Source organism: Empedobacter falsenii, assembly GCF_013488205.1.
In the GTDB taxonomy this organism is placed as follows: domain Bacteria; phylum Bacteroidota; class Bacteroidia; order Flavobacteriales; family Weeksellaceae; genus Empedobacter; species Empedobacter falsenii_C.
In genome coordinates, this window is record NZ_CP040908.1 from 2472588 (window position 1) to 2493305 (window position 20718).

The 20718-nt window shown below is 30.6% G+C and carries 23 protein-coding genes and 1 riboswitch; of the genes, 4 read left to right on the forward strand and 19 right to left on the reverse strand.

What is annotated here, in order from left to right; translation table 11 throughout:
• Positions 1-83 precede the first annotated feature (83 nt).
• Positions 84-668, forward strand: coding sequence for a PhnA domain-containing protein (locus FH779_RS11460; protein WP_038332200.1), 585 nt, complete (start codon positions 84-86; stop codon positions 666-668).
• Positions 669-700: 32 nt separating this feature from the next.
• Here FH779_RS11460 and FH779_RS11465 read toward each other — a convergent pair whose 3' ends face one another.
• The 4 genes from FH779_RS11465 to FH779_RS11480 all read right to left on the reverse strand — a co-directional run bounded on the left by FH779_RS11465 (position 701) and on the right by FH779_RS11480 (position 4127).
• Positions 701-1465 (reverse strand): hypothetical protein, encoded by a 765-nt coding sequence (locus FH779_RS11465; protein WP_052217565.1) that lies wholly within the window; start codon positions 1463-1465, stop codon positions 701-703.
• Between the two features lie 125 nt (positions 1466-1590).
• The gene (locus tag FH779_RS11470; protein ID WP_180904782.1) at positions 1591-1833 is read right to left on the reverse strand and encodes a helix-turn-helix domain-containing protein; all 243 of its coding nucleotides are present in this window, start codon (positions 1831-1833) and stop codon (positions 1591-1593) included.
• Between the two features lie 36 nt (positions 1834-1869).
• Positions 1870-2394, reverse strand: a complete 525-nt coding sequence (locus tag FH779_RS11475; RefSeq protein WP_180904783.1) for a hypothetical protein — start codon at positions 2392-2394, stop codon at positions 1870-1872.
• A gap of 101 nt (positions 2395-2495) precedes the next feature.
• On the reverse strand, positions 2496-4127 hold the full coding sequence (locus FH779_RS11480) for an ABC-F family ATP-binding cassette domain-containing protein (RefSeq protein ID WP_180904784.1): 1632 nt from the start codon (positions 4125-4127) through the stop codon (positions 2496-2498).
• A 132-nt stretch (positions 4128-4259) separates the two neighbouring features.
• Between FH779_RS11480 and FH779_RS11485 the strand changes: the two genes are divergently transcribed.
• Positions 4260-5234 (forward strand): tetratricopeptide repeat protein, encoded by a 975-nt coding sequence (locus FH779_RS11485; RefSeq protein ID WP_180904785.1) that lies wholly within the window; start codon positions 4260-4262, stop codon positions 5232-5234.
• A gap of 50 nt (positions 5235-5284) precedes the next feature.
• On the opposite strand, the gene FH779_RS11490 is transcribed toward FH779_RS11485, so the two are convergent.
• Both FH779_RS11490 and menA read right to left on the reverse strand, forming a co-directional pair.
• Positions 5285-5965, reverse strand: a complete 681-nt coding sequence (locus FH779_RS11490; protein WP_180904786.1) for a metal-dependent hydrolase — start codon at positions 5963-5965, stop codon at positions 5285-5287.
• A 17-nt stretch (positions 5966-5982) separates the two neighbouring features.
• The gene (gene menA, locus FH779_RS11495) at positions 5983-6909 is read right to left on the reverse strand and encodes a 1,4-dihydroxy-2-naphthoate octaprenyltransferase (RefSeq protein WP_180904787.1); all 927 of its coding nucleotides are present in this window, start codon (positions 6907-6909) and stop codon (positions 5983-5985) included.
• A gap of 88 nt (positions 6910-6997) precedes the next feature.
• Here menA and FH779_RS11500 point away from each other — a divergent pair, with 88 nt between their 5' ends.
• A complete protein-coding gene (locus FH779_RS11500) occupies positions 6998-7843 on the forward strand; it encodes a glycoside hydrolase family 25 protein (RefSeq protein WP_180904788.1) in 846 nt (281 codons plus the stop codon).
• Here FH779_RS11500 and FH779_RS11505 read toward each other — a convergent pair.
• The 3 genes from FH779_RS11505 to ribB all read right to left on the reverse strand — a co-directional run bounded on the left by FH779_RS11505 (position 7840) and on the right by ribB (position 10682).
• Positions 7840-8520 (reverse strand): hypothetical protein, encoded by a 681-nt coding sequence (locus FH779_RS11505; protein ID WP_180904789.1) that lies wholly within the window; start codon positions 8518-8520, stop codon positions 7840-7842. The two genes, FH779_RS11500 and FH779_RS11505, sit on opposite strands and share 4 nt — an antisense overlap.
• Positions 8521-8612: 92 nt before the next feature.
• Positions 8613-9866 carry an MFS transporter gene (locus FH779_RS11510; RefSeq protein ID WP_180904790.1) on the reverse strand — a complete coding sequence of 418 codons (1254 nt, stop codon included), beginning with the start codon at positions 9864-9866 and terminating at the stop codon, positions 8613-8615.
• Positions 9867-10019: 153 nt separating this feature from the next.
• The gene (gene ribB / locus FH779_RS11515; protein ID WP_180904791.1) at positions 10020-10682 is read right to left on the reverse strand and encodes a 3,4-dihydroxy-2-butanone-4-phosphate synthase; all 663 of its coding nucleotides are present in this window, start codon (positions 10680-10682) and stop codon (positions 10020-10022) included.
• A gap of 131 nt (positions 10683-10813) precedes the next feature.
• Positions 10814-10941: riboswitch (FMN riboswitch) on the reverse strand.
• Between the two features lie 158 nt (positions 10942-11099).
• Here ribB and FH779_RS11520 point away from each other — a divergent pair.
• A complete protein-coding gene (locus tag FH779_RS11520; protein ID WP_180904792.1) occupies positions 11100-11873 on the forward strand; it encodes a T9SS type A sorting domain-containing protein in 774 nt (257 codons plus the stop codon).
• 32 nt (positions 11874-11905) lie between these two features.
• On the opposite strand, the gene FH779_RS11525 is transcribed toward FH779_RS11520, so the two are convergent.
• The 10 genes from FH779_RS11525 to FH779_RS11570 form a co-directional block, all read right to left on the reverse strand.
• A complete protein-coding gene (locus FH779_RS11525; protein WP_180904793.1) occupies positions 11906-12526 on the reverse strand; it encodes an SGNH/GDSL hydrolase family protein in 621 nt (206 codons plus the stop codon).
• A 6-nt stretch (positions 12527-12532) separates the two neighbouring features.
• Positions 12533-13942: a radical SAM protein gene (locus FH779_RS11530; protein ID WP_180904794.1), complete on the reverse strand. Its 1410-nt coding sequence runs from the start codon at positions 13940-13942 to the stop codon at positions 12533-12535.
• Between the two features lie 269 nt (positions 13943-14211).
• Positions 14212-14445, reverse strand: coding sequence for a hypothetical protein (locus tag FH779_RS11535; protein WP_180904795.1), 234 nt, complete (start codon positions 14443-14445; stop codon positions 14212-14214).
• The gene (locus FH779_RS11540) at positions 14442-15197 is read right to left on the reverse strand and encodes a prolipoprotein diacylglyceryl transferase (protein WP_180904796.1); all 756 of its coding nucleotides are present in this window, start codon (positions 15195-15197) and stop codon (positions 14442-14444) included. The genes FH779_RS11535 and FH779_RS11540 overlap by 4 nt, the downstream gene beginning before the upstream one ends.
• Positions 15198-15289: 92 nt before the next feature.
• Positions 15290-16123, reverse strand: a complete 834-nt coding sequence (locus tag FH779_RS11545; RefSeq protein ID WP_125350193.1) for a 1,4-dihydroxy-2-naphthoyl-CoA synthase — start codon at positions 16121-16123, stop codon at positions 15290-15292.
• Positions 16124-16203: 80 nt separating this feature from the next.
• Positions 16204-17241 (reverse strand): isochorismate synthase, encoded by a 1038-nt coding sequence (locus FH779_RS11550; protein WP_180904797.1) that lies wholly within the window; start codon positions 17239-17241, stop codon positions 16204-16206.
• Positions 17234-17656, reverse strand: a complete 423-nt coding sequence (locus tag FH779_RS11555) for a PaaI family thioesterase (protein ID WP_180904798.1) — start codon at positions 17654-17656, stop codon at positions 17234-17236. Before FH779_RS11555 ends, FH779_RS11550 begins: the two co-directional genes overlap by 8 nt.
• Positions 17657-17659: 3 nt before the next feature.
• Positions 17660-18220 carry a 1-acyl-sn-glycerol-3-phosphate acyltransferase gene (locus tag FH779_RS11560; protein WP_038332240.1) on the reverse strand — a complete coding sequence of 187 codons (561 nt, stop codon included), beginning with the start codon at positions 18218-18220 and terminating at the stop codon, positions 17660-17662.
• A 147-nt stretch (positions 18221-18367) separates the two neighbouring features.
• Positions 18368-20164 (reverse strand): PspC domain-containing protein, encoded by a 1797-nt coding sequence (locus tag FH779_RS11565; RefSeq protein ID WP_180904799.1) that lies wholly within the window; start codon positions 20162-20164, stop codon positions 18368-18370.
• Positions 20157-20498, reverse strand: a complete 342-nt coding sequence (locus tag FH779_RS11570) for a PadR family transcriptional regulator (RefSeq protein ID WP_038332243.1) — start codon at positions 20496-20498, stop codon at positions 20157-20159. The genes FH779_RS11565 and FH779_RS11570 overlap by 8 nt, the downstream gene beginning before the upstream one ends.
• Between the last annotated feature and the right edge of the window lie 220 nt (positions 20499-20718).

The window sequence follows — 20718 nt, forward strand, 5'->3', positions numbered from 1 at the left end:
AATTTAAATAATTCTGATTAAAATACCTCAAAAGTTTAAATTCTAAATAAAGGTTATCTTTGCAAAAGTTTTAAAATCAATACATGAAATTAGATACATTTTTACAAGAAAGAAGTGGTAACCAATGCGAATTGACGCGAGTTACAGAAAATTTGGCTATTTATGAAGTGAATCCTGATGCGAGTAGTAATCCTGATCGAAATGTCTACATTACACAAAAATGTATCAACCAAATTGAAAAGAAAGAGGAATTAGATACTTCATTTTGGGAATCATTTTTACTTTCTTCTATGTGGAGCGAAGTTCCTGCCGTACAAGTGCTTTCATGGCGAATGTTGAATCGTTTTCGTAACGAATCTTGGGCTGCTGATGCTTTGGATATGATGTATTTGGATGACGAAAATATGGAGTGGGCAAAAGCATCTGGTGATCACGAAGGTGACGGAAGTGTTGATTTGCACAAGGATAGCAACGGAAATATTTTGGTGAATGGGGATACGGTGACATTGATTAAAGATTTGGACGTAAAAGGTTCTTCTATCAATGCAAAAATTGGAACTGCTGTACGAAATATTCGTTTAGTTCATGATAATACCGAACAAATTGAAGGAAAAGTTGACGGACAATTAATCGTTATTTTAACGAAGTTCGTGAAAAAACAAGCATAAAAAAATCCACTCAGTTGAGTGGATTTTTCGTTTTATCTAATTCTTTTATAAATTTCAACTCCTTTAGCAGTCTCTATTTTCAATACATTATTATGGATATTAAACTTTCCTTTAAGAATAATTTCAGGAGTTTGATTTTCCTCTTGTATTCCTTTTAAATAAATTGAATCTTTTTCAAAATCATACATTCCTGAATTAATTGGTTTAAATGTAGAATTATTCACTTTTTGAAATGTATTTGCAGATTCAAAATAAATTCTTTCATTATTTTCTACATTTTCCCAAGCTCCAAAAAACTGATTTTGGCTTAAAAATTTATCTTTTAACGTTATAATCAAAACAAAGAATCCAATAAAAACTAGAGGAATATAAATAAATTTCAGTTTACTTATTTTATTGATTTTAACCGTTCTTTCTTCTTCAAACAAAGGAGGAGTTTTTATAAAGTATTTAATCAATTCCTTATAATCTGACAGAAAAACAAATAACGCCATCATCGTTAAAACGACTGCCATTCCTTTTGCTCCATCAATATCATAAGCAAAATCCATCAGCAAAATATTAACCATAAACGTTAAGAAAATAATGATGCCAATTCTTGTTGTTTGCCTAAAAAACAAAAGCAAAGAACTGATAATTTGGGTTGAGGCGATGATTAAACCATACCAATATGAATAACCATAATAAAACCACGTAAGCTCAAATCCTGAAAGATTTCCTATTGGTTTGTCATAGACGCTTGGTTGCGATATAAATTGAGTTTCAAAAATTTTTGCAAAAGCGTAAGAAATAATCATGGTTGCTAAAAAATAGCGACAAAATGTATAAGTAAAATAGTGAATCTTTTTCCTATTGATCATGTAAAAATAATTTATTGGCTAAAATATTTTAATAAAAAGATTCAAAATTGTAAGAATGTAAACTAATCAAAAAATTTCAAAAGTGTGTCCTTTTCTAAATCAACTTCCTTAAAAAATTGATTTGGTTTTAGTTTTGTGATTGATTTGAAATCTTTCATAAAATGTGATTGATCGTAATAATCATTTGATGACAATTCAGTTAAATTTTTACTTTCTTTTTTATTGAGTAAAGAATTTCTGAATCGATATACTTTTCTATATTCAGAAGGAGATTTTCCTAAATGTTTCTTGAAAATTCGATTCAAATATTGCCTTGAAATTGAATATTTAGTTGAAATATCTTAGATTTTAATTTCATTTTCAACATCTCTAATTATATTTTCCATAAAAGATAAATCAACTTCTATCAACTTTGAAATCAAATATTTTTCTAATTCAATTGCTTTTTCATTCACTGTTAAATCAAATAATTTGGCAGAAAACTCTGTTATATCTTCAAACAAATCATAATCAATTAATGTCTTTTTACTTTCCGAATTAAAATCAGTTACATCAAAATGAAATATTCCTAAAGGTTTAAAACAGATCGTGATTTCGTCGAACAAATGTGTATAAAAAATTCTCATCGGCTTCGAATAACTCAAAACCAAAGAACCAATAATTGAATTATCGTTAGAAGAACTAAGAAAAATATTCTCTTTTTCCTCTTTCACAATGGTATTTTTATTGATTGTATAAAAAAAATTATTATTCGGAAATGTCTCATATTCTACACTTCCTGAATTTTTATCCTCTTTTATAAAATAATATCCATCTACATATTTCTGTAAAATTTTATTTTTCGGCTTGTAGTATTCAATATTCATAATAGAAAGTCCATTATCTCTTTAAATGTAAAGGTAATTTGAAACATTAAAAAAATCCTTAAAACTTATTTTAAGGATTTTCTGTATATCTAAAATTGAATTTACTTTTCTATTTCTTTCAAGTTTTCTATTTTCTTTGTTGCTAAGAAACCTTTGATATCCTCAAAATGTTCTTTGACACGTTTATTTCCAAATTCGAAAACTTTCTCTGCCAACCCATCTAAGAAATCACGATCATGGGAAACTAAAATTACCGTTCCTTCAAATTCTTTCAATGCATCTTTGATGATATCTTTTGTTTTCATATCCAAGTGATTTGTTGGCTCATCTAAAATCAAGACATTATAAGGCTCTAACAACAATTTTACCATTGCCAAACGCGTTTTTTCTCCACCAGAAAGCACTTTTACTTTCTTGTCGACATCATCACCTTTGAACATAAATGCGCCCAAAATACTTTTGATTTGTGTTCTGATATCACCTTCTGCAATGCGGTCTACAGTTTCGAAAATAGTTAAATCTTCATCTAATAAAGCAGCTTGATTTTGAGCAAAATATCCGATTTGTGCATTATGACCTATTTCTAATTTTCCTTCGAAATCAATTTCATTCATAATCGCTTTAATCATTGTTGATTTTCCTTCGCCATTTTTACCAACTAACGCTACTTTTTGTCCTCGTTCAATTACCATATTCGCATCTTTAAACACAATATGATCGCCATACGATTTATCTAAATTTTCGACTACAACAGGATATTGTCCCGAACGAGCAGCTGCAGGGAATTTCAATTTCAAAGCTGAAGTATCAACCTCATCAACTTCGATAATATCTAGCTTTTCCAACATACGAACGCGCGATTGCACTTGTTCTGTTTTAGAGAAAGTTCCACGAAAACGTTCGATAAATAATTTATTTTCAGCAATGAATTTTTGTTGTTCATCATAAGCTTTTTGCTGATGAATTCTACGATCTTGACGCAACACTAAATAGTCAGAATATTTGGCTTTATAATCATAAATTCGTCCCATTGTCACTTCGATTGTACGATTCGTAATATTATCGACAAATGTGCGATCGTGCGAAATCACCATCACAGCTTTGGCTTGATTTTTCAAGAAATCCTCTAACCACTGAATCGATTCGATATCCAAGTGATTCGTTGGCTCATCTAATAAAATTAAATCTGGTTTACGCAAAAGAATTTTAGCTAATTCGATTCGCATACGCCAACCTCCCGAAAACTCAGAAGTTGATCGATCCAAATCTTCTTGCGCAAATCCCATTCCTTTCAAAACCTTTTCCACTTCGGCTTCGTAATTTACTTCTTCTATCGAATAAAATTTCTCACTAACTTCTGAAACGCGCTCGATTAGCTTCATATAATCATCACTTTCATAATCAGTTCGTACAGTTAATTGCTCATTTAATTCATCAATTTCATTTTTCATTGATAAATATTCAGCAAAAGCTTTTGATGTTTCTTCACGAACAGTACAATTATCTTCGGTTAACAAATGTTGTGGTAAATAAGCAATTACCGCATCTTTTGGCGCTGAAATATTTCCCAAAGAAGGTTTATTGATTCCTGCAACAATCTTAAGTAAAGTAGATTTTCCTGCTCCATTTTTTCCCATTAAAGCAATTTTGTCATTTTCGTTTATCACAAAACTAACTCCACTAAACAACGTTGAAGAACCGAATTGAACGGTAATATCATTAACTGTAATCATAAATTTTATCGAATAATTGCGGCAAAGATAATCGAATGAGAAAGATTAATTATTATCAATAGGATTTAGAATCGTATTATTTTACCACTGAATCGATTAAATTGTATATTTATCTAAATATTAATACTCATTATGAATAAATTTTACATTTTAATTATAAGTTTAATCTCTGTAAGCAATGTTATTGCACAAGAAAAAAAATCGGATTTTGATAAATTTAAAGCAAATGCTGTTAAAAATAGTTGCGAATGTTTTCATAAAATAAAACAAAATCAATTATATAATCGAAAAGAGCTTTATGACAAAATCAAATCTTGTATTGATGAAGAAGTCCTAGCTTTTCAGATGATTGATAAATTAAGTGCTATTTCAGTTGAAACAAACGGTAAAAAGAAAAAGGATAAAAAAGAAATCAAAATTAATATTGATACAAATGAAAAAAGTGGAGAATATCTAAAATATTACAGAGCAATCGAGTCAGATTTATTCGATAATTGCGATAATTTTAGAGATATTATTGCTTCAAGTGAAATTGGATTAGAAAATGAAATCCCTTCTGAAAATAGAAAAGCTTTGGATTATTATTCTGAAGGTTTGAAAGCTGTAAAGGAAAGTAATTGGAAATCTGCAGCAGACTTTTTTGCAAATGCGGTTAAAGAAGATCCGAAGTTTTATTATGCGTGGGATAATCTTGGGGTAAATTTGAGAAGATTGGAACGATATGATGAGGCAATAGAAGCTTATCAAAAATCTTTGCAAATCAATCCTTATGGCGCTATGCCATTACAAAATATTGCAGTGGCTTATATACATCAAAAAAATTATACTGCGGCAATAGAAGCCTATGAAAAGTTTGCAGATATTTATCCTAACAATCCTGAAACTTTTTACGGTTTAGGTCATTTGTATATCGTTGATCTTAAAGAATATGAAAAAGGTTTAGATTACATGTGTAAAGCCTATAATAAATACATTGAAAATAACTCTCCATACAGATCTGATGCAGAAACGGTAATTTCGGTTGCATATCAAGCGATGAAAAAGAATAATCAAGAAGAAAAATTTATGGAAATTTTGAAAAAAAATAATATTCACATTGGAGAATAATAAAAAAAGCTCGAGATTATCTCGAGCTTTTATATGTTGTAAAGAATTTCTTAAACTGTTAAATCTTCACCAACTTCTAATAAAATCAATTGAATATGACGCGAAAAGAAAATAGATTTCGCTTCTGCTTTATCAATTTTAATTGGTGGAAATGTATCGTAATGATAACCCAAAACCTTAGTTGCTTGCACATATTCTGCAGCAATAGAAGCACTTTTTGCACCCATCGTAAAGTTATCTCCGATTGGTAAAATTGCTAAATCAAGTTGTCCAATTGTATCTGGAATCAACTTCATTTCGTATGTCAAAGCTGTATCACCAGCGATATAAACACGCTTTCCTTCACTTTCGATAATGTAGCCATTCGGATCTCCTCCATACGTTCCATCAGCAAATGAACTCGAATGAAATGCAATCGTCGATTGAATCGAACCAAAGTCAAAACTAAATTTACCGCCCGTATTCATTCCGTGTGCTTTCAAACCTCTTTCCGAATAATAAGAAGCAATTTCTGCATTCGAAATAATCAAAGCGCCTGTTCGTTTTGCCAATTCTTCCACATCATACACATGATCTTGATGCGCATGCGTAATGACAATATAATCCGCTTTTAAACTTTTGAAATCGATGTTTTTTGCTAATTCATTTGGTGTAATAAATGGATCAACAACAATGTGTTTGCCGTTTGCTTCAATCGCAAGCGAGGCATGTCCTAAGTATTGAATTTTCATTATATATTTTTTTGTGATTAACGAATTAAAGTATCAATAAAATCGAAACCGATTAAGCTATATCCTAATAATACAGCGAAAAATAAAGCTAACATTGCTACTTGTTTCAAGAATGGATCGAAATCTTTTGGGTCTTTTACTGCGAAAATTTGACGACGAATGGCGTTCGCAAAAAAGATTAAAATTAAAAATACAAAACCAGATAATTTACCTTGTTTAAGTGGTGACATCGTTACATATAATGCGCTTAATGCAAAAGGAATCGTCATTAAAGCCATTTGGTAATATTTACTTTTTTGAAATCCTAATTTTGATGCAACCGTAATTTTATTGTTTTTGACATCATTTTTCACATCGCGCATATTGTTCAAATTTAACACTGCTACACTCCAACATCCCATCGAAGCTGCAGGTAATAAAATTTGCCATTGAAAAACTTTAGAATATAAAAATTCTCCACCCGCAACAGCTAAAATTCCAAAGAATAAGAACACAAAAACATCTCCTAAACCAATATATCCGTATGGTTTTTTTCCCATTGTATAAGCCATTGCTGCAAAAATAGACGCAACACCCAAGCCAAGAAAAATGTAAATGTATTTCATATCATTTGGATAAAAAGATACATACAACAATGCAGCAACACAAGCTAAAGAAATCGCAACCATAATTCCGATGGCAACTTTCATTTGGTTTTGTGTAATCAATCCAGATGCTACAGCACGCTGTTCTCCTACTCTATTTGCGTCTGTTCCTTTTACCGCATCGCCATAATCGTTTGCGAAATTTGATAAAATTTGGAAAGCCAAAGTTGTTAAAAGTGATAAGAAAAATATATCATTTCGAAAGATTCCTTCTGATTTTGCAATAAATCCAGCCAATAATAATCCACTCAAAGAAAGTGGTAATGTGCGAAGCCTTGCGGCTAATATCCATTTTTTCATACTGAACAAAGATAATGAAGATTTTACTTTTTTTATCATCGAAAATTGAAGTAATATTGCATAGAATTTATCTATTTCAACTACTAAAATGCCTCGTAAAAAGAAAACACAACAATCTATTTTTAATACATTAAAAAAAATCAAACTTTCGACTTATGTAATTAGTTTGCTGATTTTGTGCGTTGTTTATTTTGCGTATCGTTATCGCCATGGTATTCATTACTATTTTTCGGTTGTAGAAAAATCGCTGAAAGGCGAAAAATTGGTTGATGATAAAGTTACAAAATTTGACATTCGAAATATTGAGGTGATGGATAAATATTATCTCAAAACTTTTGGTGTTGATGTTTCGCATTATCAAGGAAAAATTGATTGGACGAAAATGCATACGATTTACAATTTGTATCCTATAAATTTTGCTTTTATCCGTTCTACAATGGGAACTTCGTCTATTGATGAGACTTTTGAGGATAATTGGGAAGGTGCAAAAGAAAATAATATTTTGCGTGGTGCTTATCATTTTTATCGTCCAGACGAAAATTCGACTTTACAAGCGCAGAATTTTATTGCAAAAGTAAAATTAGAAAATGGCGATTTGCCTCCAGTTTTGGATATTGAAACCTTACCGAGAACACAATCTATGGTTCGTTTGGTGGAAGGAATTAAGAATTGGTGCAAAATTGTTGAAGAGCATTACGATATCAAACCGATTATTTATACGTCGGACAAATATTTCGAAGATTATTTGCAAGATCATTTTGATGGTTATATTATTTGGATTGCCAATTACAATTTTTGGGTGCAAGAAATGAAAGGTCATTGGGATTTTTGGCAATTTACCGAAAAAGCAACCATAGATGGCGTAAAACGTTATAAAGTTGATGTGAATATCTACAACGGAACCATTGATGATTTGGAAGGATTGACGCTTTAATTCTTTGGATAAAATTTCTTATAATCCTCGTGATAAGCACTATCCCAATTTATTTTAGAAAAATCTTCGGAAGTATTATTGAATTTCGCATCGGCTACCAAACGTTCGCGCGTTGAAAGTGGACGAAAAACATATCTAAAATCTGTATTGATCAAATATTTTCTTAATTTTTGGAGCTCTTTACTTTTAATTGAATCTTTATTTATTCCTATAATAATAGATTTTGGAATTCTTTTATCTTTTTCAGTTTTCTGTTCTATTCTTTTAATAAAATCAATTATTGTATCCGATTTTATTAGAATTAGATCTTTCTTTTTAACTTTAAATTCTTCATAAATTTCTTTATTCCTTTCAGCTTGAAAAGAAGGAGTTCCACAAAAATCATCATAAGGAAACTCATTATTATAATAGTAGATTAAAGTATCATTATAAAATATAAATTGATCTTCGGCAAAATCAAAAGAAGGTTCTGGTATTAAAGAATCTTTACTATAATAATCATTTAAAGCTTTGTTATACTTTCTATAAGAAAACGAAGAATCTGCATTCATTCCCATTGCTAAAATCTTTTGATTAATCGAATCTTGATGCAATTTATCTCGTTCTTCTTGCGATAATTCTCGCTTACAACTCAACAAACCAAATCCTAAAAGTAAAAAGTAAACAATAGATTTCATTGATAATTATTTTCTTAAAGATAACAAAAAAGCGAATCGTTTGATTCGCTTTTCTTTATTTTAAAACCTTTACTTCTTTTTATATGAATATTTTATTCTAAAGTTACTTTTCGAATAGGTTTGATGAAAAAAGCAATAAAAATTACAGTTAAAATTGTCATTGTTCCGCCAAAAATAATTCCTGGAACTAACCCTAAAAATGTTGCGGCAATTCCACTTTCTAAAGCTCCTAATTCGTTAGAAGAGCTCACAAATATTGAATTGACAGATGAAACACGACCTTTCAAATTTTCGGGCGTTTTGATTTGTAAAATACTTTGACGAATTACCATCGAAATTGCATCAAAAGCACCTCCAAACATCAAAATAACAAAACATAAATACAGATTTTGACTAAATCCAAAAGAAATAATACAAACACCAAACATTGCGACTGCTCCCAATAATTTTGGTCCAACATTTCCTTTCAATAAACTTGGAATCATCGACAAGAAAAACATCATTATAATAGATCCAATTCCATGTGCTGAACGTAATAAACCAAAAGCTTCAGAACCTTGATTCAGTACTTTTTCTACGAAAGCTGGCAACAACGATTCTGCTCCACCAAAGAAAACCGCAAACATATCCAAACTCAAAACAGCTAAGATAATTGGTGTTCCCCAAATAAATCTCAAACCTTCTTTGATACGTGTCATTGGTGATTCTGTCGATTCTGATTCAGATAATTCTGCTGGTTTTTTAGAGATCAACAATATCATGACCATCGAAATACACATAATTGTAAAAGCGGTTATCAAAGCAGCTTCAATACCAAATTTTGCTAAAATAACTCCTCCTGCTAAAGGTCCTAAAACTGATCCAATCATAAATGCAGACGAAGAAACTGGAATTGCTTTTGTGTAGTTTTCTTTGCGAACAACTAAAGCTAAAAGGGCAAACAAAGCTGGTCCGCTAAAAGATCTTGTCAATCCCAAAATGAAAAATGCAAAATAACAAATTCCTAAATAAACAGGAATTCCAATTGCTTGCCGAACTGACGGAAAATTTACAATCATCAAGACAAAAGATGCAGTCATAAAACAACCAATACTTCGTACCAAAATCATCCGTTTATCCAATTTATCAACCAATTGTCCCGCATAAAAAGCAGTTAAAAGAATTGGTAAAAACTCTGCTAAACCAATTAATCCAAGAAAAATTTCTTTCTGAGTGACTTTAAAAATTTCGTAAGCAACAGATGTACTCTGAATAAATAAAGCAAATATTAAGGAAAACCTTAAAAATATGAATGGAATAAATTCTTTATTTTTCCAAACGGATGGAACTTTCTCCTCTGATGTCATTTTGTAATTTGAATTTTAAGTTTTTAAATGTACACTGATTTTATTCAAAACTACCTTGATTTTGGATAATAAATTTGTATAAAATCAAAAAAAATCTTCGCGTATTTCTACCCGAAGATTTTTGAAAGTTTATGATGTATTTTAGTGTTTAATTTAAGCGAATTCTAATTGTTTTTTCTCCTCTAATTGAAGACGATATTCGTAAATATCCTCAATTGTCAAAACTGTCATTTCATGTTTTTCGGCAAAATCTATAATTTGAGGAACTTTCGCCATTGTACCATCAACATTTGTCAATTCGCACAAAACAGCTTCATTTCCCAAACCTGCCAATTTCACAATATCAATACTTCCTTCTGTATGTCCACGTCGCTCCATAACGCCTTTTGGACGAGCGATTAAAGGAAAAACATGTCCAGGACGATTAAGATCAGTCGGTTTTGCTTGAGGATGAATTGCCGTTTTTATCGTTTGTACACGATCCGTAGCAGAAACACCAGTTGTTACACCTTCTTTTGCCTCAATCGTAACTGTAAATGCTGTATGAAAGCGCGAATTGTTATTCACAACCATCGGATTTAACTCCAACTCATTTGCTTTATCTTTCGAAATACAGAGACAAACAATTCCGCTACATTCGCGAATCATCAAAGCCATATCTGGTGCTGTAATGGTGGAAGCAGGAAAAATGATATCACCTTCGTTTTCGCGGTTTTCATCATCAATTAATAAAATTCCTTTTCCGTTTTGTAGATCTTTAATTGCATTTGCAATTCTTTCGTTGGCTGTTGAGCCAAATTGTGTGATTGTTTTCATTTGATTTTTGTTTTTATCATGAAACATCACTTCAGGGCGAAACACATTGTTAAGTAATAAGTTCAAAGTTGTGAGTCATGAGTTTTTACTCAGAACTTAATACTTATCACTCATGACTTTCAGTTGTGTTCAATTTTCTTCTCTCATCCAGACTATACTGTCGGTTTTGGAGTTTCACCAAATCAGTCCCATAACAAAGTTAAAGGAGTCGCGGACTATAACCGCCGGTAAGGAATTTCGCCTTGCCCCGAAGAAAATTTCGTTTGTTAATACTAATTTTTTATTTGAAAAATTACCATAAACTTTCACGAACAAAGTTACAAAACCAAAATGAGTTATTTATAATGAATAAAGATAAAAGATAAACAATTTTTTACCTTTAAAATTTATTAAATTATATCTTTGAAAAAAAGATTTATGAAAAAAAATTTATTCTTTGGAGCATTATTGGCTTCTACAATTTCATTTGCACAAATTACATTAGAAAAAACTTTTTCTAAAAATGAATATGTTTCTGTTATAAATAACAATAAGGATATTACTTATGTTTCAGCAACAAATGATAATAAACTTGTTTTATATAACTCTGATTATTCAATTATAAAAACAATTAGTGTTGATATGCCAAGTGATTACTCTTTACATTTTTCATATGATATATATGATCGTTGGTTATCTGTCTCTAAACATATTTTCAATACAGATGATAATTATGAATTTATTGTAGAGATAAGAAATGATAGTGATTATAAATATTTAATTATTGACGAAAACGGGAAAATTATAAAAAATTTATCTAATTCTCCTAATTATTCTTCTTACTATCCAACTGTATTTTTTGATGAAAAATCAAATAAAAATAAATTAATAATTTCACAAGTAAATAAACAAGATTATTTAGATATATATCAAGAAGTTTACTTATTACCTACTTCGTCTTTATCAATTGAAGAAGTAAAAGAAAATTCTAAATTACAAGCTTTTCCAAATCCTGCACAATCAACATTAAATATTGTTAATCCTAAAAATGGTGCAAACAATGTAGAAATTTATGATATATCAGGACGATTGATTCTAAAAAAAGACTTTAATCCTATTGAAAATAAAATTTCTATAGATGTTCAAAATTTATCTAATGGAAACTATATTTATAAAATAGGTAATTCTTCAGCAAAATTTTTAAAAAAATAAATCATTAAAAGCACCTTATTTAAAGGTGCTTTTTACAAATACCTTTCAACAATCGGTTTTATTTGATTTGCAATAAATTGATATCCTTTTTCATTTGGATGAATACCATCTTTTGAAAGATATTTTTCTTTAGTTGAATTAAAACGTGAGAAAATATCAATAAATTCTATTTGATTTTGAAGCGCTACTTCTTTTAGTTTCTGATTATATAATTCAATTTTCTGAGTTGTACGAAATTTACGTTCAGGAACTTTTATTCCATCAACCATTTTAGAAATTGGTAAAATACTTATCACATAAATGTTAGGTGTAAATTCTTTTGCTTGAGAAATTACTTCAAAAAGATTTGATTCAAAATTAGCGAGTGAAACCAATTCTACATCATATCTTTCAGCTAAATCATTTGCGCCATAAAAAAAGAAAATTAGATTTTCATCAGGAGAAAGACGTGCTTTTGTCTCAACTTCAAATCGGTTCATTAAACCTTCTGTTGTCTCACCTCCAATTCCAAGATTAAAACAATTGACTTCATTTGCATTGTTGTTATAAAATTCTGTATGACAATAACGTTTCAAAATTTCTACATAACCTCCCAAAACCCCGTCATATTCGCCGTAAGTAATACTATCACCAAAAAATAAGCAATTTGTCATCATCATCTAAAACAACACTTTATCCTCTTTTCTCAATTCTTCTAAATAAGCAGCTTTTTCGTCGCGATAAAATAAATTCATTGTTTCGAATGGAATTAATTTCAAATCTTTGTTGACGATATGTACGCAAGATTTTTTAACAGCACGAACATCAAAATCATGTGCATCCATAAAATTCATAATGATTATTCGGAACAAATTATCGTAATCTAAATCCAATTCAGGTGCACAAACTTCTGGTAAACAACAAAGTAATTGATTTACTTTTGGTTGCACTTTATCAACAGAAATTCCTGTACTAAAAATGTCTAATAATTGTACTTTCAATTGTTCATCTTGTTCGTAGACAATTGTATTTTTCGATTCGTTATTCAACAAATCCGCAGGATTAATATAACGTGTAAGCGGAATTACCTCATCATTCAATTTCAGCATATAACCCATCGCCAAAGCATCTGGATTGCACGGAACTGGAATAATATCATCTGAATTGAAAAGTGGATATTGATCAATAATTTCTTGACGAACTTCTGTTAATGTAATTTTTTCGTGAGCCGAATCATCTCTATTTCTTCCCGCAATTTCGACAGGTTGAAACGTCACGCCACGCACACATTTTTGTTTAAGCGCAAAATCAATAATCTTCCCTATTTCATCAATATTTTTATCTTTTTGCAACACAACAACCAAAGTTGTAGAAAGATTTAATTCATTCAATTTTTCTAAAGCTTTCATTCGAACATCTGTCAAATCTTTTCCTCGAAAATCTTCTAAAACTTCTTTTTTGAATGAATCAAATTGCAGATAAATTTCAAATTCAGGCGCATAAGTTGCTAATTTTTCGGCAAAACCAGGATCATTTGCAATTCTAATTCCGTTTGTATTCAACATCAAATGTTTAATCGGTTTTGATTTTGCAATTTCCATAATCTCAAAAAATTGTGGATGAATTGTTGGTTCACCACCGCTAATTTGTACTACATCTGGTTCGCCTTCATTTTTAACAATTGTATCGAACATCGCCTCAATCTGCTCCAAACTACGATGAGAACCATAATGTGGCGACGACATGGCGTAACAAGTTGGACATGTTAAATTGCATCGATCTGTCACTTCAACAATTGATAAACACGAATGTTGCTCGTGATCGACACACAAACCGCAATCGTACGGACAACCATATTCGACATCCGTCCCAAAATGCAAAGGCATTTCCGAAGCTTTGTTATAATTTCTGATGTTTTTGTAATAATCGACATCAGTTGCAATTTTTGTTTTGAAGAAACCGTGATCTGGACAACGTTTTGTCATAAAAACATTTTCGTCTTCAATGATAATTTTTGCACCAACTCGTTTCAAACATTCTGGACAAAGACTTATTGTATAATCGTAATAGGTATAATTTCTAACCGGCATAGTATGAATTTGAAAACATGAAATCTTTTATAACAAAAAATAAAATAGTTGATATCAAGATGATTAAACTAATAAATAATATAAAAAATAATACTATTAATCGTTTTCGATTAACATTTTTCTGAATTAATTTATAAATTAAAGTAATAAAACTTGAGCCTATAAAAGCTATAAGAATTACAGCTAATACAGCAAGAAAAAAAATAAACTCTATAGTTCCTTCACTTATAAAATTTTGTAAAAAAATAACTGCTAACATTGGCTAAGATTTACATTGAACCACAAACCATTCCCGAAATAATAAGTGTTATCAAAGCACACATTCCGAAAACCATTAAATAATATTTTGTTTCTTTTTTATGTCCAGAAATTGAGTTAATAATTAGTGAAATTAATGTACCAACAGCACCACCAATAATCGCAATCACTAACAAAATCGCAATGATAATATAAATAAAATCACTTCCAAGACCGCCTTCTGCAAAAATAACTGCGTAGATCATTTTATGTATTTAGGTTTAGTTTGTAATAACTTAAAGATATAATAAATTATGACACAAACGCATGTTAATTGTATAGAACTTAAACCTAAAAATAATGGATGAATTGGTTTGATAAAATCTAAACAAAAACGAAATAAAAAATAAGCCAACATAAAGATTTGAAACAAATATCCAGAAGGATAAATATATTTTTCCTGAATAATCTTCAAAACTATCCAAAGCAAAAGAAGGTAAACAATTTCGTACAAAGCAACAGGATGACGCATCAATCCATCGCCTAAATTCATTCCAAAAATTGAAGTTGTTTCTATTCCATACGTTTGTTCGTAAACACCTGTTAAAAAGCACCCGATTCGACCAATTATCATCGCTAAAATTAATGGAAAAACAATCAAATCGCCTGTACTTTCTTTGTGACCAATTATTTTTTTTGTTAACTCAACACCAATTAAACCAAGGGTCAATCCTCCTACAATTGTATTACTTGTCCAGAAAAAGAGAAATTGATTTTCTGCATCCAAAAAAGCTTGAGGATTTTCTAATGTTCCAATTATTTTGGATCCCAAAAGTGCACCAACTAAAGCGCCAATAATAATACCGAAAGATTGAATTGTAGACAAACTTGATTTGTTACGTTTTCGAAGAAATGCATAATAACGCATCGCAATAAAAATTCCGACCGATTCGAAAATAGGATGAATTAAGACTGAATGTCCAAAAATTTCGATGGAAACAGGAAAATCTATTGTCACAAATTAATTAGGTTTTGGGTAAATGTAATTGATTTTATAGAAATATAAAAAAGCGATGTTAAACATCGCTTTTTTATATTTCGAAAATTTTCTTATCTAAATTTAGAAAAATCTCTTGGACGTTTTTCTAAGAACGCATTACGACCTTCTACAGCTTCCTCTGTTCCGTATGCAAAACGTGTTGTTTCTCCAGCAAAAATTTGTTGTCCAACTAAACCATCGTCTACTAAATTGAATGCAAACTTCAACATTTTAATTGCCGTTGGCGATTTTGTTAAAATTTCTTGTGCCCAATCAAAAGCAACTTGTTCTAACTCGTCATGTGGAACAACTAAATTCACCATTCCCATATCGTAAGCCTCTTGTGCAGAGTAATTCAATCCTAAGAAAAAGATTTCACGTGCACGTTTTTGACCAACCTGTTTAGCCAAATAAGCCGAACCGTAACCACCATCAAATGAAGCTACATCTGCATCAGTTTGTTTGAAAATTGCGTGTTCTTTAGAAGCCAATGTCATATCACAAACCACGTGCAAAGAATGTCCTCCACCTACTGCCCAACCGTTTACCACAGCTACAACAACTTTAGTCGAAAAACGAATCAAACGCTGAACTTCTAAAATATTTAAACGTCCAACACCATCTTGTCCTTCATAACCTTTTGCACCACGAACACGTTGATCTCCTCCAGAACAGAAAGCCCAACCACCGTCTTTTGCAGATGGTCCTTCTCCTGTTAATAAAATTACACCAACTTCACGATCTTCTTCTGCTAATTGAAAAGCATCTAATAATTCGAAAACAGTTTTCGGACGAAATGCATTACGAACTTCAGGACGATTAAACGCAATACGCATAACACCATCACATTTCTTGAACGTGATATCTTCGTACTCCTTTACCGTTTGCCAATTGATTGTTGCCATTATATATTTTGTTTTTTGATTAAAAATTTAACTTTTCGAAATTAAGGCTTTTCTATTAATTAAGAATAAAGTTAATAAAACTATAGGTTATTTTTTAGATTTGATTTCACCAACAACTCTCCTATTGTTTTTGATTTCAGTTCTGTTTCTCGCCATTCATTTTCAGGAATAGAATCAGGCATTATACCTCCTCCAACATATAAATTAACTTTATTCGAAAAGATTTTCGCACATCGAAGATTCACAAAATACTCTGATTCTGTTTTATTTTGAAAGCCCATAAAACCAGCATAAAAAGTACGATCATATCCTTCATTTTTTAAGATAAAATCTTTTGAAAGATCTTTTGGCATTCCTCCTACAGCAGGTGTTGGATGCAAGGCTTTCAACAAATCATATAGCTGCGATTTGTCTTTTAATTGAGCTGAAATAAATGATTTCAAATGTTCAAAAAAGCCAGCATTTACAGAAAATGGACCATCAACATCGATGTAAGATGTATAAGGTTCTAAAGTTGACGAAATATAATCGGTTACCACTTGTTGTTCGTGATATTCTTTCTCTGTCCATTCATCTTCTTTTGCTTTTGTTCCAGCCAAAGAAACAGTTTGTATAAATTGGTTATTTTCTTTCAATAAAAGCTCCGGCGAAGCTCCAATCCAACAACCTTCTTCTGCATCAAATCGCAAATACACATAGGCATTTGGATAATGTTGATGCAAATTTTTGAACGTTTCAACTAAATTAATATTCGTTTCTGGAAGTGAATTGATTCGACTAATTACAATTTTTTTAGTTGGTGAATCACTTTGTAATTCTTGAACTGTTTTTTGAATTAAATTAATATAATTTTCATACGAAATAGCTTCATTTTGATCAGATTCTGGTAGAGAAAGTTCGAAATTTGGTAATTCATCAATCGAAATTTCTATAACCTCATCATCATTAAATTCAATCAATTTTGTATTATCGAAACTATTACAAATAAACTTGTTAGCCGATTCTAAACTTTTATTTTCCCACAACTCCACTTGTGTAGAATTTGGTTTTCTAAAAAGTAGAAATGGTTTTTGATTCTGGATTAATCTTTCAAGTTTATCTTGAAATTTTTTAAACATGTTTTTTAGAAATAATGGCGTTTGTTAAATGTGTATAACAGATTAATTTATCGTTTTCATCTTTGATTTCAATCTTAATCAAATGCGAAGTACGACCTTGTTTTACAACTGTTGCATGCCCAAAAATTATTCCTTCCTTTTTTGGACGAAGATGATTTGCGTCAACATGTTGACCAACCGCCACAAAATCATCAGAATTTAGAATAACATTAGACAAAGTACTTCCCAATGTTTCTGCCAAAACGATAGAAGCGCCGCCGTGCAACAAACCAAAAGGCTGATGAACTTTAGGCGTTACAGGCATTTTTCCTGATAAAAAATCTTCTCCAACTGCCGTAAATTCTATATCTAAAGTTTCAAGTAATGTATTTTTCGACATTTCGTTGAACTTCTGTAAAATATCTTGTTCGTTCATGATTTAATGTATTTTTGGGTTATAAAGTGCTGGATGTTTCGCCGTAACATCTTTGTAAAAATCTTGAATTTCATCCATCACATCTTCTAAAGTTCTGTTTTCTGTATCCACAATTTTTGAAATTCCAGCTCGTTTTTTCTTGAAATCACAATAAGCCAAAACAATCGGAACATCTGCTTTTTGTGCGATATAGAAAAATCCATTTTTCCATTTTTCTGCACGAGAACGTGTTCCTTCTGGTGTATTGATTAAATATAATTTATCTGATTTTTTTAAAATATCTGAAGCAAAATCAACCATATTATGTCGTTGAGAACGATCAATTCCGATTCCGCCCATTTTCTTGATAAAATATCCATACCAAGGCTTTGTCCAAGCATCTTTGATAAACATTTTCATTGGAATTCCCATTTGCCAAAAAGCCAAAATAGTGTAGTAAAAATCCCAATTGGAAGTGTGCGGAGCGCAAACCAAAACGCATTTATCTACTTTCGATAAATCGAGATGATTATCTAATTTCCAACCTCCTAATGAGTACAAAAGTTTACCTAAAATTTTTTTCATAAAATGATGCTTTATGCATTTGCAAACATACAAAACTCGAAACGGATATTAGTCAAAGTAACCAAAAATAAAAAGAGACATTCCGAAATGAAATGTCTCTTTTTGAATATTATTAATTAAAATACTTCTTAAGTCTACGCAAAGAAATCAACGATTATTTGAATGATTTCTGTAGTTAATGTTAATAGAATCTGTATCATCTTTATAGTGTATTTCTTGGTTTGATTTTTCTTTTTTGTTTTCGGTTCTTGGTAAATTTAGTCCTACTGAACCATCTTTACTTTCGATACGAATACCATTTTTATCGATTCTAACTCTCGCCGAATCGTTTCCGTCGTTTACATTTATGTTTAGATCCTCTGAATCAAGATTGATATCGTCCTCAGAATCTGAATCTTTTTGACAATTCAAACATACGAATTTTTTTCCATTATATCCAAAATAATTGTTATTCACATCGTTAATATAATCTGTGTCATATTGTCCAGAACGCAAATTTACTGAATTAGATTTTTTAACAAATACTACTTTATTTTTAGGAACATAAATTTTGATATCAACTGTTTGCTCTCTAAACTTACCATCTTTAGGAATTTTAACGAAATTATCTAAATTTAACTTGTTTCCATTCAATTGATAATTGTATTTGATCGACTCTAAATTACGCTTTGCTTCCTCTTTACTTCCACCTTTTGATGAGTAACGAATTTCTAAATGAATGTTATTATCATTGCTTTCTTCGATATCAAATGTCTTATAAATCGGAATAACTAAATTTCCATTTTCGTCAATCAATTGTTCTAATTTATTAAAACCGCTGTATTTGTAGTTACCGTCTTCGTTGTTTACAAATTGAATTTGAAGTGTATCTGATGGGATATTTAAAATTTTATCCTCGGTCATTTCAACATTACTTCTAAATTTACTTGCTGTACTTACCGAAATTCCAATGATTGCAAATAATGCAACAAACCAAAGAGCGATTGATCCAAAAATGACAGCTTTACTTACTTTAACTTTATTCCAGAAACATTTTACACCTAAAATTGTCAATAAAACACCTGGAATTACCATTAATATTCCTCCAAATATTTTGGCTGCCATACTCATCCATTCCTCTTCAACAAGGTAACCGAATAATTCTGTTGGCATTTCTGTCCAAGTTGTAAAGAAGAAAAAGAATCCTCCAATGATTAATCCAATTCCTGAACTTAAAATGATAAATCCGATGAACCAAAGTAAAATTCGACCAAAAACGCCAAAGGCTCCTCCTAATTTATTACTCAATTCTTTACTTCCACTTACAACAGCTTCACTGGCTTGTTCTACGTTTTTTTTTAATGTATCAATGTTTGCTGGTTGTCCGTACATCTGTAACTTTTCTGATGTTGTTTTTGCTTTTGGAACAAAAATTAACAAGATAAAATAACAGAACACTACTAAGAAAAACGATACACCTGCTGTAAAAATTCCTAAAACTCCTAGAACTAACCAAATAGAACGTACAAACCAAGGATCAACGCCCATATAATGCGCCAAACCAGCAGATAATCCTGTTACAATTGTATCATCTGGATCGCGGTACAAACGTTTCGCACTTGTTTGTTGTCCTCCATACGATTGATTATTTGACGAATAATTGTATGATGAATTTGTAGACGTTTTTTCGTTCTCTTCATCTTCTTCAACTTTGTATTGATCTGGATGTCCCATTGTTGCAATTACAAAATTGATATCATCTTCATTTACGACTTCTCTAAATTTTAATCGTTCACGAAATAATTCAGAAATACGGATTTCTACATCTTCAATAATATCTTCTACACCTTCCGTACCTCTCAAAGAAGTTTTTACATCTTGTAAATAGGTCTTTAATTTATTATAGGCGATTTCGTCTAACACGAAAGAAAATCCTCCTATACTTATTGATACTGTTTTATCCATTTTTGTGCGTTTCTGTGGTTACTTTATTCACGGCTTCAATTAACTGTTCCCAAGTTTCAGCTAATTCTTTTAAAAAATTTTCACCTAACTCTGTAAGTGCATAATATTTGCGAGGTGGTCCTGACGTTGATTCTTCCCAGCGATACTGTAAAAGGTCATCATTTTTAAGTCTTGTCAAAAGCGGATATAATGTTCCTTCAACAACAATCATCTCTGCTTTTTTCAATTCGTCTATGATATCAGATGCATACGCATCCCCTTTTTTGATAATGCTGAGAATACAATATTCCAGTACACCTTTTCGCATCTGAACTTTTGTTTTCTCTATATTCATAAGAACGGCTTGTTTTATTTTGTTATACAAATATATATAAAAGTTTTAGTATTATGCAAAACAAAGTACTGAATTATTTTTAGTATTATAAATAAAAAATACAACAATCGGTCTGTTTATCAAGGTTTGTTGAATTAATATTTTTTTAAAGTTTTTTTTAGAAAATTTCTAAATCTCCAAAAAAAGAACTTTTAAAGACGATTTTTATTAAATTTAGAGA

What these genes read in the sequence shown, in the direction of transcription:
- FH779_RS11460 (WP_038332200.1), top strand. Translation starts at nt 84, where the DNA reads ATGAAATTAGATACATTTTTACAAGAAAGAAGTGGTAACCAATGCGAA.
- FH779_RS11465 (WP_052217565.1), bottom strand. Translation starts at nt 1,465, where the DNA reads ATGATTATTTCTTACGCTTTTGCAAAAATTTTTGAAACTCAATTTATA.
- FH779_RS11475 (WP_180904783.1), bottom strand. Translation starts at nt 2,394, where the DNA reads ATGAATATTGAATACTACAAGCCGAAAAATAAAATTTTACAGAAATAT.
- FH779_RS11480 (WP_180904784.1), bottom strand. Translation starts at nt 4,127, where the DNA reads ATGATTACAGTTAATGATATTACCGTTCAATTCGGTTCTTCAACGTTG.
- FH779_RS11485 (WP_180904785.1), top strand. Translation starts at nt 4,260, where the DNA reads ATGAATAAATTTTACATTTTAATTATAAGTTTAATCTCTGTAAGCAAT.
- FH779_RS11490 (WP_180904786.1), bottom strand. Translation starts at nt 5,965, where the DNA reads ATGAAAATTCAATACTTAGGACATGCCTCGCTTGCGATTGAAGCAAAC.
- menA (WP_180904787.1), bottom strand. Translation starts at nt 6,909, where the DNA reads ATGAAAAAATGGATATTAGCCGCAAGGCTTCGCACATTACCACTTTCT.
- FH779_RS11500 (WP_180904788.1), top strand. Translation starts at nt 6,998, where the DNA reads ATGCCTCGTAAAAAGAAAACACAACAATCTATTTTTAATACATTAAAA.
- FH779_RS11505 (WP_180904789.1), bottom strand. Translation starts at nt 8,520, where the DNA reads ATGAAATCTATTGTTTACTTTTTACTTTTAGGATTTGGTTTGTTGAGT.
- FH779_RS11510 (WP_180904790.1), bottom strand. Translation starts at nt 9,866, where the DNA reads ATGACATCAGAGGAGAAAGTTCCATCCGTTTGGAAAAATAAAGAATTT.
- ribB (WP_180904791.1), bottom strand. Translation starts at nt 10,682, where the DNA reads ATGAAAACAATCACACAATTTGGCTCAACAGCCAACGAAAGAATTGCA.
- FH779_RS11520 (WP_180904792.1), top strand. Translation starts at nt 11,100, where the DNA reads ATGAAAAAAAATTTATTCTTTGGAGCATTATTGGCTTCTACAATTTCA.
- FH779_RS11525 (WP_180904793.1), bottom strand. Translation starts at nt 12,526, where the DNA reads ATGACAAATTGCTTATTTTTTGGTGATAGTATTACTTACGGCGAATAT.
- FH779_RS11530 (WP_180904794.1), bottom strand. Translation starts at nt 13,942, where the DNA reads ATGCCGGTTAGAAATTATACCTATTACGATTATACAATAAGTCTTTGT.
- FH779_RS11535 (WP_180904795.1), bottom strand. Translation starts at nt 14,445, where the DNA reads ATGATCTACGCAGTTATTTTTGCAGAAGGCGGTCTTGGAAGTGATTTT.
- FH779_RS11545 (WP_125350193.1), bottom strand. Translation starts at nt 16,123, where the DNA reads ATGGCAACAATCAATTGGCAAACGGTAAAGGAGTACGAAGATATCACG.
- FH779_RS11550 (WP_180904797.1), bottom strand. Translation starts at nt 17,241, where the DNA reads ATGTTTAAAAAATTTCAAGATAAACTTGAAAGATTAATCCAGAATCAA.
- FH779_RS11555 (WP_180904798.1), bottom strand. Translation starts at nt 17,656, where the DNA reads ATGAACGAACAAGATATTTTACAGAAGTTCAACGAAATGTCGAAAAAT.
- FH779_RS11560 (WP_038332240.1), bottom strand. Translation starts at nt 18,220, where the DNA reads ATGAAAAAAATTTTAGGTAAACTTTTGTACTCATTAGGAGGTTGGAAA.
- FH779_RS11565 (WP_180904799.1), bottom strand. Translation starts at nt 20,164, where the DNA reads ATGGATAAAACAGTATCAATAAGTATAGGAGGATTTTCTTTCGTGTTA.
- FH779_RS11570 (WP_038332243.1), bottom strand. Translation starts at nt 20,498, where the DNA reads ATGAATATAGAGAAAACAAAAGTTCAGATGCGAAAAGGTGTACTGGAA.